Source organism: Streptomyces sp. MMS24-W38 (genome assembly GCF_059889265.1).
In genome coordinates this window covers 1,613,531-1,624,581 of the sequence record NZ_JCBCPP010000001.1, presented here as the reverse complement: position 1 = coordinate 1,624,581, position 11,051 = coordinate 1,613,531, and the positions used below count along the sequence as shown (strand labels likewise).

Sequence of the window (11,051 nt, the reverse complement as noted above, 5' to 3'; positions counted from 1 at the left end):
CTACCACGGAGCCGCTGAGGGTAGTCGGGCACCGAGCCGTGTGGCGTGGGCACCGCCGGCTGTGAGAGGGACGGGAATGGAACCCACCGAGAGCGCCGCCCCGGGCTCACGGCTGCGCCTGGGCCTGCGCCGCGTGGCGGCCGTAGGGCGACGCAGACGTGGGGACGGACGGCCCGCGTGGCATCCGGGCATCCAAGGACGCCCGGTGGCGTACAGCGCGGACGCGCGCGCGGGGAACACGCGCGGAGCCGGACCGCCGGTCGCCGGGCAGGCGGCTGTCGGACGGCCTGCGGCCGGATACGCTCCCGGGCGGCCCCCGCACGGTCCGGGACGGTCGCCACGCGGTCCCCGAGCGTCCTCGCCGGGCACCGGACTGCCCCCGCACCGCACCGGACTGCCCGAAGCGGACACCGAACGCCACCTGTCCTGGCCCGCGTTGCCCACCGCGGTCGTCGCGGCGGCCGCGTTCGTGCTGGGCATCGGCTTCCTGCGGGCGTTCACCGGCGGTCACGCGCTCTTCCCGTCCGGCCGGGTCGGCTGGTCGCTGGCCGTACTGACCGGGATCATCGTCGGTCACCTGGTGATGCTGGGCCGCTCCCGCTGGTGGGGCGGCACCGGCTCGGGCAGCGCCGTCACCCTCGCGGTGCTGCTGCTCTACGGCTGGGTCCCGGCCGGCCTGGTCAGCCTCACCGTGGTCGTGCTGGTCGGCACAGCCAGGCGGGGCCGTTGGCGTCAGGGCGTCCTGCACGGCGCGGTGGACCTGCTCGGTATCAGCGCCGGCGCGCTGGTGCCGGCCCTCTTCGGGTCCGTACCGTCCGTCGAGTCCCCCTCGACCCCGGAGACCTGGGGCCTGCACACCGCTGCCGAGGTGGTGCTGGCCGCCGCCGCGTATCTCGTGGTCACCCGCACCCTCCTCTGGTACCTGCACACCCCGCGCGCCGGACTGCCCACCGTCGCCCGCACCGCCCTGGTCAGACAGGGCCTGGTCGCGGTCGCGCTGCTCGGCATAGCGCCGCTGATCTGCGTGGTCGTGTACGCCCGGCCGATCCTGCTGCCCCTGTTCGCCATCCCGCTGATCGCGCTCGACTCCACCCTGTGGATAGCCAGGGCCCGGGCGGAGGAGCAGTTGCGCGATCCGCTGACCGGGCTGCCCAACCGCCAGTGGCTGCTGGAGCGCATCTGGACCGCGCTGGACGAGGCCGAGCGCGTCGGCACCCGCGCCGCCCTGATGTTGATCGACCTCGACCGTTTTCGATCGGTCAATGACACTCTCGGTCACCTTGCCGGTGACCGGCTGCTGCTGCAGATCGCCGACCGGCTGAGGCTGGCCCTGCCGCGCGGGGCGGAGGCCGCGCGGCTCGGTGGCGACGAGTTCGCCGTGTTACTGCCTGTCGCCGACTCCACGACGTCCGCGACCCGGGTCGCCCGCGGTCTGGTCTCCGCGCTCAGCTCGCCGCTCGACCTCGACGGGCTCACCCTCGTGCTGGAGGCCAGCGCGGGCGTCGCCGTCTTCCCCGACCACGCCCTCGACGCCGAGGGGCTGCTGCGGCGGGCGGACGTGGCGATGTACCAGGCCAAACGGGACCGCACCGGCGTCGAGGTCTACGAGTCCAAGCGGGACTCCAACACACCCGACCGGCTGGGACTGCTGGGCGATCTGCGCCGGGCCCTGGACGCCCACGAGGTCCAGCTCCACTACCAGCCCAAGGTCCGTTTCGACGGACAGGTCGCGGGCATGGAGGCCCTGGTCCGCTGGGTGCACCCGGAGCGCGGCAGGGTCCCGCCGGACGAGTTCATAGCGATCGCCGAGTCCTCCGGCCTGATGCCGCACCTCACCGAGTACGTGCTGGAGACCGCCCTCGGGCAGGTCGCCCGGTGGCGTTCCCAGGGCCTGTACGTGCCGGTCGCGGTCAACGTCTCCCCGCGCGACGTCCACAGCCCCGGCTTCGCCGGCTCCGTCGCGGCGCGCCTGGCCCGGCACGGCGTGCCGACGGGAGCGCTCCAGCTCGAGATCACCGAGCACGTCCTCCTGGAGGACCCGCAGCGCGCCGCCGACACCCTCAACGCGCTGACCGGCCACGGCGTGAAGATGTCCCTGGACGACTTCGGCACCGGCTACTCCTCGCTCGTGCACCTGCGGCGGCTGCCCGTCAGCGAACTGAAGATCGACCGCTCCTTCGTGGCCCGGCTGGCCGTCGACCCCGAGGACGCCGAGATCGTGCGCTGCACCGTCGACCTCGCCCATTCGCTCGGCCTGCTCGTCGTCGCCGAGGGCGTCGAGGACGACGAGACCTGGGAACGCCTGCGCGACCTCGGCTGCGACGCCGTCCAGGGCTGGCTGGTCGCGGCCGCGATGCCGCCCGACGAGACCACGGCCTGGCTCCTCGCCCGCGGCTCCCGGGGCTGGGAGCGCCCGGCGGTGGCCCTCCCGGCGGCAGCATCCGACGACTCGACCCGCCCGGCCTGACACCGTCCCGTGCCGACCGGGCGAGTGCGGCCGGGGGTGTCGGGGGGCGGTGTCGGCCCGGGTTCCGGCATCCTGATCGCGGCACCGGTGTGCCGTGATTTCGGGGGCGGGGGAAACCGTTTCACGGGTATGGGGCGGCGCCCCATAGGATTGGGGCCTGTCGTCACCTTCCCGCCCGCCGCTCCACGTCTGGCCCGGATCGCGACGGCCCTAGCCCCGAACCGCACACTCACCCCAGAGGATCGCTGCATGCCTGGCATTACGCGCGAGGAGGTCGCCCACCTCGCCCGGCTGGCGCGTCTGGAGCTGAAGCCCGAAGAACTCGACCACTTCGCAGGCCAGCTCGACGACATCATCGGCGCGGTGGCCCGCGTCAGCGAGGTCGCCGACCAAGACGTACCGCCGACCTCGCACCCGCTGCCGCTGACGAACGTCATGCGCCCGGACGAGGTCCGTCCCTCGCTCACCCCCGAGCAGGCGCTCTCCGGCGCCCCGGCCCAGGAGCAGCAGCGTTTCAAGGTGCCGCAGATCCTGGGGGAGGACTGAATTCCATGACGGACATCATCAAGCTCACGGCCGCCGACACCGCCGCGAAGATCGCCTCCGGCGAGTTCACGGCCGTCCAGGTCACCGAGGCACACCTGGCCCGGATCGAGGCCGTCGACGAGAAGGTGCACGCCTTCCTGCACGTCGACCGCGAGGGCGCCCTCGCGCAGGCCCGTGCCGTCGACGAGAAGCGCGCCAGGGGCGAGAAGCTCGGCCCGCTGGCCGGCGTGCCCCTCGCGCTCAAGGACATCTTCACCACCGAGGGCATCCCGACCACCGTCGGCTCCAAGCTCCTCGAGGGCTGGATCCCGCCGTACGACGCGACGCTCACCAAGCGGCTCAAGGCCGCCGACGTCGTCATCCTCGGCAAGACCAACATGGACGAGTTCGCCATGGGGTCGTCGACCGAGAACAGCGCCTACGGCCCGACCGGCAACCCCTGGGACCTCACCAAGATCCCCGGTGGCTCCGGCGGCGGGTCGAGCGCCGCGCTCGCCTCCTTCCAGGCCCCCCTCGCCATCGGCACCGACACCGGCGGCTCCATCCGCCAGCCGGCCGCCGTCACCGGAACGGTCGGTGTGAAGCCGACCTACGGCGCGGTCTCCCGCTACGGCATGGTGGCGTTCTCCTCCTCCCTCGACCAGGGCGGCCCCTGCGCCCGCACGGTCCTGGACGCGGCCCTGCTGCACGAGGTCATCGCCGGACACGACCCGCTCGACTCCACCTCCGTCGACGCCCCGGTCCCGCCGGTCGTCGAGGCCGCCCGCAACGGCTCGGCCCAGGGCATGCGCGTCGGCGTGGTCAAGCAGTTCCGCGGCGAGGGCTACCAGGCCGGCGTCATCCAGCGGTTCGACGAGTCGGTCGAGCTGCTCAAGGAGCTGGGTGCCGAGATCGTCGAGCTGGACTGCCCGTCCTTCGACCTCGCCCTGTCGGCGTACTACCTGATCGCCCCGTCCGAGTGCTCCTCCAACCTCGCCCGCTTCGACGGCCTGCGCTACGGCCTGCGGACCGGCGACGACGGCGCGCACTCCGCCGAGGAGGTCACCTCGCTGACCCGTGAGGCCGGCTTCGGCCCGGAGGTCAAGCGCCGCATCATGCTCGGCACGTACGCCCTGTCGAGCGGTTACTACGACGCGTACTACGGCAGCGCCCAGAAGGTCCGTACGCTCATCAAGCAGGACTTCGACAAGGCGTTCGAGCAGGTCGACGTGATCGTCTCCCCGACGACCCCCACCACCGCCTTCGCGATCGGCGAGCGCGCCGACGACCCGATGGCGATGTACCTCGCCGATCTGTGCACCATCCCGACCAACCTGGCGGGCAACGCGGCCATGTCGCTGCCCTGCGGTCTCGCGCCCGAGGACAACCTGCCGGTCGGGCTGCAGATCATCGCCCCGGTCATGAAGGACGACCGCCTCTACAAGGTGGGTGCCGCCGTCGAGGCCGCCTTCGTGGAAAAGTGGGGGCACCCGCTGATCGAGGAGGCTCCGTCGCTGTGAGCGCACTGTCCAAGGCCAAGGGCTTCAAGAAGTCCAAGTCGGGTCTGTACGTCTCGATGGCCACCTCGGCGTTCGGCGCCGTGGGTGTCTACAAGCAGATCAAGAAGGCGCGTGGCGAGAACGACACGCTGCGGCTGATCGACGCCGTCGTCACCGCCACCGCCGTCGTCACCAACCTCGCCATCCTCTACCGCGAGCTGAAGCGGCTGGGCGACGACGACGTCCTGCTGGGCTGAGAGGGAAGTTTCACCGTGACCACCACGACCGACCTGGTGTCGTACGAGGACGCACTCGCGTCGTACGACCCCGTCATGGGCCTCGAGGTCCATGTCGAGCTCGGCACCAGGACCAAGATGTTCTGCGGCTGCTCGACCACACTGGGCGCCGATCCGAACACCCAGACCTGCCCCACCTGTCTCGGCATGCCGGGCGCGCTCCCGGTCGTCAACGCGACCGGCGTCGAGTCCGCGATCAAGATCGGCCTCGCGCTGAACTGCGAGATCGCCGAGTGGTGCCGCTTCGCCCGGAAGAACTACTTCTATCCGGACATGCCGAAGAACTTCCAGACCTCCCAGTACGACGAGCCGATCGCCTTCAACGGCTACCTCGACGTACAGCTGGAGGACGGCGAGACCTTCCGCGTGGACATCGAGCGCGCCCACATGGAGGAGGACACCGGCAAGTCGACGCACATCGGCGGCGCCACCGGCCGTATCCACGGCGCGTCCCACTCCCTGCTCGACTACAACCGCGCCGGCATCCCGCTGATCGAGATCGTCACCAAGCCGATCACCGGTGCCGGTGAGCGCGCTCCCGAGGTCGCGCGCGCCTACGTGCGTGAGCTGCGCGAGCTCATCCGGGCGCTCGGCGTGTCCGAGGCCCGGATGGAGATGGGCCAGATGCGCTGCGACGTCAACCTGTCGCTGCGCCCGCACGGGCAGGAGAAGTTCGGCACCCGCTCGGAGACGAAGAACGTCAACTCGCTGCGGTCCGTGGAGCGTGCCGCCCGCTTCGAGATCCAGCGGCACGCCGCCGTACTGGACGGCGGCGGGACGATCATCCAGGAGACCCGGCACTTCCACGAGGACACGGGGTCGACGACCTCCGGCCGCGTGAAGGAGGAGGCCGAGGACTACCGGTACTTCCCTGAGCCCGACCTGGTCCCGGTGGCGCCGTCCCGTGAGTGGGTCGAGGAACTGCGTGCCGGGCTGCCCGAGCTGCCGTTGGTGCGCCGCAACCGGCTCCGCGAGGAGTGGGGCGTGAGCGCCACCGACATGCAGGCGATCCTCAACGCGGGTGCGCTGGACCTGATCGTCGCCACGATCGACGCCGGCGCGGAGGCCGCCTCCGCCCGCAAGTGGTGGATGGGCGAGCTGGCCCGCGCCGCCAACGAGTCCGGCAAGGCGCTCGACGAGCTGGCGATCACGCCGGAGCAGGTCGCCCGCGTCACCGAGCTGGTGAACGCCGGCGACCTGAACGACAAGCTGGCCCGTCAGGTCATCGAGGGCGTCCTCGCGGGCGAGGGCACGCCGGACGAGGTGGTCGAGAAGCGCGGACTGAAGGTCGTCTCCGACGACGGCGCGCTCACCGCCGCCGTGGAGGAGGCCATCGCCGGCAACCCGGGCGTCGCGGACAAGATCCGTGGCGGCAAGGTCGCGGCGGCCGGTGCGCTGGTCGGCGCGGTCATGAAGGCCACCCGCGGTCAGGCGGACGCGGCCCGCGTGAAGGAGCTGATCCTTCAGCAGCTGGGCGTCGAGGGCTGATCCCGCACAGCGGTCAGGGGGTGCACCGGTCTCCGGTGCACCCCCTCGGCATGGGGTCGGCGGCGACCGGTCAGGCGCGCCGGCCCACCACGCGGGCGAAGCCCAGCGTCTGCCCGCGGTCCGCGCGCACCATCTCCGCCGAGGTCCGTGCCATGCCCGCCATGAAGTCGCTGGAGCTCTCCTCGGCGCACACCTCGCTCCACAGCAACCAGTCCCGCCAGCCGTCCGGCTGCCAGTCGGCCGTCTCGACCTCCACCGCCCCGCTGCGGGACCAGTGGCGGCGCCACCAGCCGGGGGCGTGGAAGGACCAGAAGGCGGGCTCCCAGAAGGGCTTCAGATGCTCCGGCGGCTCGGTGCCCTCGAGTTCCTCGCGCGTCGCCGGGACGACGACACCGATCCGTCCACCCGGCTTGAGCAGCCGGGTCAGCGTCGGCAGATACAGATCATCGGTGCCGAAGTAGTGGTAGGCGTCGATGGAGACGATCGCGTCGAAGCTCTCCTCCCCGAAGGGCAGGTCGTGCGCCTCGGCGAGGACCGGCAGCACCCGGTCGGCGACGCCCGCCTCGGCGATGCGGCGCGCGTTCTCGTCGGGCTTGATCCACAGGTCGGCGGCGGTGACCTGAACGTCGTACTCCCGGGCCAGGAAGACGGACGTCATGGCGCGTCCGCAGCCCAGGTCGAGCACGCGGGCGCCGGGGCGCAGGGTGTCGAGGCCGAGGGCCGGGGAAAGCCACTCCAGCAGCCACAGCGCGTGCGGCCCCATCTGGTTCTCGATGGTCCAGCGGACGTCGTAGGCGCTGCTGCGGGGGTAGTGGGGGAGGGCCAGGCGGCTAGTGAGGTCGTCGTGCGGGGTGTTCGATGTGATGTCCGACATCGGTGAACGGGCTCCTCGGGTCCGTGTGGAGGGAAAGGACTGCGTCGGAAATCGGGCGGACAGTCATCAAAGCACCTGCTTCGGCCGGCGGCGGGCTGCCGCGGAACGTCGGACCGACGGACGCTAACAGGTGGCCACCGCCCCCGCATCCGGGTTTCCGAGCCCGAGGCGCTACGCTCCCGCGGCATGAGTGGACGCGCAGATTCCGACATACCCCCGAAGACTCGGGTGGAGCCGGCCGACGCGCCGCAGGACGCCGATGCCGACGAGGAGACGGGCGTCGTCGGGGCCGCCGGGGCCGCCGGGACCATCGAGACCGCCGAGACCGCCGAGACCGCCGAGGACGAGGACGCCGGAGCCGACGAGCGGGAGGCGCGCAGGGCGCGGTGGGCCGCGGTCTGCACCGGTGTGGTGCTCGCCCTCGCGGGGCTGTCCGCCGCCCTGCTCCGCCTCACCGGCTCCGCTCCGCTCCTCGTCGCGGTGGCTTATGCCTGCGGGGCCGGCGGCTGCGCCCTCGCCGCCGTACTGGGCTCCCGCGGCCGGACCCGCAGGGCACTGTGGCTGTTGGTCGCGGGGCTGATGGTGATGGCGCTGGGGGATCAGTTCGACTGAACCGACTGACTCGGCTGATCCGACTGAATCGCGGGTCGGAACGGGCGGGTGAAGGGTGAGACGGGTCACATCCGGCGAGGGGAGCGGTGTGCTTGTCCGGTGAGTCGCTCCTCGTCGATGTGAATAAGCCCACGAACACGACAATCGATCATTTTCGCCTGCAACAGTGGCATTGCATTGCTCATGCGTTCTTTGCGGGTTGTTCAGGTCATATCGGCTGCTCCCGGTCAAAGATCCACACCGTCACTCTGGGAGCACATTTCGTGGCAGCCCTCGCACGCTGGTGTGTCCGACGCCGTCTGATCACGGTCCTGCTGTGGCTCCTCGCCCTCGGCGGGGTCGCGGCAGGGGCCTTCGCGACCGGATCCGCGTACTCGAACGACTACGACGTGCCCGGCACCGAGTCCGGACACGCCGCCGAGCTGCTGCACGAAGGGTTCCCGGCCCTCGGGGGCGACAGCGACACCCTCGTCTGGCACACCCCGTCCGGCAGTGTCCGGGACCCCGGCGTCGAACAGACCATGACCCGCACCCTGGACCGGATCGAGGAACTGCCCGGCGTCACCGCCGTGACCGGCCCGTACGACGACCAGGGCCCCAGCCGGATCAGTGTGGACGGCCGCACCGCCTACGCCACCGTCACCTTCGACGACCCGGCCAAGGACATCGACCCGGCCGAGGCGGCGGCCGTGGTCGAGGCGGCCCAGGCCGCGGAGACCGACGGACTCCGGGTGGAGGTGGGCGGCAGCGCCGCCGCACTGACCGAGGCACCCGAAGGGCACCTCGCCGAGGTCATCGGTGTGGTCGTCGCCGCCGTCGTGCTCTTCCTCGCCTTCGGCTCGCTCGCAGCCTCGCTGCTCCCCATCGCCACCGCGCTGGTCGGGGTCGGCACCGCCTACGCCGGAATCGTGCTGCTCGGGCACGTGATGACCGTCGCCGACTTCGCGCCCATGCTCGGCATGCTCATCGGACTCGGCGTCGGCATCGACTACGCGCTGTTCATCGTGACCAGGCACCGGCGCGGACTGAAGCGCGGGCTGTCCGTCACCGAGGCCGCCACCGAGGCCGTCGCCACCACCGGACGCGCGGTCGTGTTCGCGGGTGCCACCGTGTGCATAGCCCTGCTGGGCATGCTGATCCTCCGGCTGAACTTCCTCAATGGCGTCGCCGTCGCGGCCTCACTCACCGTCGTGCTGACCGTGGCCGCCTCCGTCACCCTGCTGCCCGCCCTGCTGTCGTTCATCGGCATGCGAGCGCTCAGCCGCCGCGAGCGGCGCCGCCTCGCGGAACTCGGCCCCCAGCCCGAGCTGCCGACCGGCTTCGCCGCCCGCTGGTCGGCGTTCGTCGAGCGTCACCCCAGGCTGCTCGGCGCGCTCGGACTGGTCGTGATGGCGGTGCTGGCGCTGCCCACCTTCTCCCTGCACCTCGGCACCTCCGACCAGGGCAACGCACCCAGGACGTCCACCACCCGCCAGGCCTACGACCTCCTCGCCGACGGCTTCGGGCCCGGGGTCAACGGCCCCCTCACCCTCGTCACCGAGGTCGACGGCGCCGCCGACCGGCTCGCCCTGGACCGGCTCGGCCCCACGCTGAGCGCGACCGAGGGCGTCGCCTCCGTGGGGCCGGTGGTCCACAGCTCCAGCGGTGGGACCGCGTACCTCACCGTGGTTCCCGAGTCCTCCCCGCAGTCGAAGCAGACCAGCGACCTCGTCGACCGGCTGCGCCAGGACGTGCTGCCGCGCGCCGAGGCCGGTACCACCCTCGATGTACGGGTCGGCGGGGTGACGGCCGGCTACGACGACTTCGCCGACGTCATCGTCGGCAAGCTGCCCGTGTTCGTGGGTGTCGTCATCGGCCTGGGCTGTCTGCTGCTCCTGCTCGCCTTCCGGTCCGTCGCCATCCCGCTCAAGGCCGCCGCGATGAACGTGGCCGCCGTCGCCGCCGCCTTCGGCGTGGTCGTGGCGATCTTCCAGTGGGGCTGGGGCAGCGAACTGCTCGGCCTCGGCAGCGCGGGTCCCATCGAACCCTTCCTCCCCGTGATCATGGTGTCGGTCCTCTTCGGACTCTCCATGGACTACCAGGTCTTCCTGATCAGCCGCATGTACGAGGAATGGCTGGAGACCGGTGACAACCGGCGCGCGGTACGGGTCGGCCTCGCGGAGACCAGCAGGGTGATCAACTCCGCGGCCGTCATCATGATCTCGGTCTTCCTCGCCTTCGTCCTGACCGGCGACCGAGTGATCGCCATGTTCGGCATCGCGCTCGCCGTGGCCGTCGCCCTCGACGCCTTCGTGCTGCGGACCCTGCTGGTCCCCGCGCTCATGCATCTGCTCGGCGGGGCCAACTGGTGGCTGCCGCGCTCGCTGGACCGGATCCTGCCGCGCATCAGCATCGAGCCCCCTGAGGCCCGCGCCGCCCATGAAAGGCTGGCCACGGCCACGGCCACGGCCACGGCCACGGCCACGGCCACGGCCACGGCCACGGACGCCGGGGCGGCGACCGTGCCCGCACAGCAGGAGGGGCGGAAGCGGGATGTACGCGATACGACTGGGTGACGACGGAGCCGAACTGCGCCCCCTGGAGCCCTGGCACGCGGAGGAGTTCCTCGCCCATCTGGAGCGGGGCCGGGAGTTCATCAACCAGTACGTCCCCTTCGGCTCCCGGGCCACCGACGTGCCCACCGCGCGGGAGGCGCTCCAGCGGTACGCCGACCTCCGCGCCGCCGACACGGCCTCGCTGCACGGCCTGTGGCTGGACGGCAGGCTCGTGGGCGGGGTGCTCACCCTCCACTTCGACGCCGAGAACGGCACCTGTGAGGTGGGCTGCTGGCTCGAGCCCGCCGCCACCGGGCGCGGGCTCGTCACCCGAGCGATGCGGGTGCTGATCGACTGGGCGGTCGAGCAGCGCGGCATCCACCGCGTGGAGTGGGTCGCCGCCGCCGGTAACGAGCCCAGCCTCAACACCGCCCGCCGGCTCGGCATGACCCGGGACGGGGTGCGGCGCGAGGCCCATCTCCACCACGGCGTACGGCACGACCTGGAGGTGTGGTCGGTCCTGGCCCCCGAATGGCGGCGGGCACGCGCGCGCGTGGACCGATAACCTTCCGGCGCCTTGCGATCGCACGCTCCCCCAAGCTCTCGGCTTTGCTCGAGCAGGGGGACCCCATGACGCCGCAAGCCGATCAGGCGCCCATTTTGTTCGGAGCTCTTAAGCCGTCCACGAGCACCTCACGGACGGTCTAAGGCCCCTCACGCGTATCTTCCCGCATGTCTAAGGCCCCGACGGCCGCT

9 protein-coding genes are annotated in these 11,051 nt (G+C 71.6%); 8 read left to right on the top strand and 1 reads right to left on the bottom strand.

All coding sequences use genetic code 11. The features are described 5' to 3' along the window. The first annotated feature begins 76 nt into the window (after positions 1-76). The 5 genes from AC6F7H_RS06015 to gatB all read left to right on the top strand — a co-directional run bounded on the left by AC6F7H_RS06015 (position 77) and on the right by gatB (position 6,275). Positions 77-2,467, top strand: coding sequence for a putative bifunctional diguanylate cyclase/phosphodiesterase (locus AC6F7H_RS06015; protein WP_500755683.1), 2,391 nt, complete (start codon positions 77-79; stop codon positions 2,465-2,467). 249 nt (positions 2,468-2,716) lie between these two features. Beyond that, positions 2,717-3,013, top strand: a complete 297-nt coding sequence (gene gatC, locus AC6F7H_RS06010; RefSeq protein ID WP_031117542.1) for an Asp-tRNA(Asn)/Glu-tRNA(Gln) amidotransferase subunit GatC — start codon at positions 2,717-2,719, stop codon at positions 3,011-3,013. Positions 3,014-3,018: 5 nt separating this feature from the next. Continuing rightward, positions 3,019-4,512 carry an Asp-tRNA(Asn)/Glu-tRNA(Gln) amidotransferase subunit GatA gene (gatA, locus tag AC6F7H_RS06005; protein ID WP_500755682.1) on the top strand — a complete coding sequence of 498 codons (1,494 nt, stop codon included), beginning with the start codon at positions 3,019-3,021 and terminating at the stop codon, positions 4,510-4,512. Beyond that, a complete protein-coding gene (locus tag AC6F7H_RS06000; RefSeq protein WP_453757455.1) occupies positions 4,509-4,748 on the top strand; it encodes a hypothetical protein in 240 nt (79 codons plus the stop codon). The genes gatA and AC6F7H_RS06000 overlap by 4 nt, the downstream gene beginning before the upstream one ends. 15 nt (positions 4,749-4,763) lie before the next feature. Continuing rightward, on the top strand, positions 4,764-6,275 hold the full coding sequence (gene gatB, locus AC6F7H_RS05995; RefSeq protein WP_500755680.1) for an Asp-tRNA(Asn)/Glu-tRNA(Gln) amidotransferase subunit GatB: 1,512 nt from the start codon (positions 4,764-4,766) through the stop codon (positions 6,273-6,275). A gap of 70 nt (positions 6,276-6,345) precedes the next feature. Here gatB and AC6F7H_RS05990 read toward each other — a convergent pair whose 3' ends face one another. Continuing rightward, on the bottom strand, positions 6,346-7,149 hold the full coding sequence (locus AC6F7H_RS05990; RefSeq protein WP_500755678.1) for an SAM-dependent methyltransferase: 804 nt from the start codon (positions 7,147-7,149) through the stop codon (positions 6,346-6,348). 186 nt (positions 7,150-7,335) lie between these two features. On the opposite strand from AC6F7H_RS05990, the gene AC6F7H_RS05985 reads away from it, so the two are divergent. From AC6F7H_RS05985 to AC6F7H_RS05975, 3 genes are all read left to right on the top strand, one after another. Further along, positions 7,336-7,761: a hypothetical protein gene (locus AC6F7H_RS05985; RefSeq protein WP_500755677.1), complete on the top strand. Its 426-nt coding sequence runs from the start codon at positions 7,336-7,338 to the stop codon at positions 7,759-7,761. 263 nt (positions 7,762-8,024) lie between these two features. After that, a complete protein-coding gene (locus AC6F7H_RS05980) occupies positions 8,025-10,316 on the top strand; it encodes an MMPL family transporter (RefSeq protein WP_500755675.1) in 2,292 nt (763 codons plus the stop codon). Next, the gene (locus tag AC6F7H_RS05975; protein WP_500755674.1) at positions 10,294-10,860 is read left to right on the top strand and encodes a GNAT family N-acetyltransferase; all 567 of its coding nucleotides are present in this window, start codon (positions 10,294-10,296) and stop codon (positions 10,858-10,860) included. The genes AC6F7H_RS05980 and AC6F7H_RS05975 overlap by 23 nt, the downstream gene beginning before the upstream one ends. The last annotated feature ends 191 nt before the right edge of the window (positions 10,861-11,051 follow it).

Coding starts and splice junctions, on each gene's coding strand:
- AC6F7H_RS06015 (WP_500755683.1), top strand. CDS start 77: ATGGAACCCACCGAGAGCGCCGCCCCGGGCTCACGGCTGCGCCTGGGC.
- AC6F7H_RS05985 (WP_500755677.1), top strand. CDS start 7,336: ATGAGTGGACGCGCAGATTCCGACATACCCCCGAAGACTCGGGTGGAG.
- gatC (WP_031117542.1), top strand. CDS start 2,717: ATGCCTGGCATTACGCGCGAGGAGGTCGCCCACCTCGCCCGGCTGGCG.
- AC6F7H_RS05990 (WP_500755678.1), bottom strand. CDS start 7,149: ATGTCGGACATCACATCGAACACCCCGCACGACGACCTCACTAGCCGC.
- AC6F7H_RS05975 (WP_500755674.1), top strand. CDS start 10,294: ATGTACGCGATACGACTGGGTGACGACGGAGCCGAACTGCGCCCCCTG.
- gatA (WP_500755682.1), top strand. CDS start 3,019: ATGACGGACATCATCAAGCTCACGGCCGCCGACACCGCCGCGAAGATC.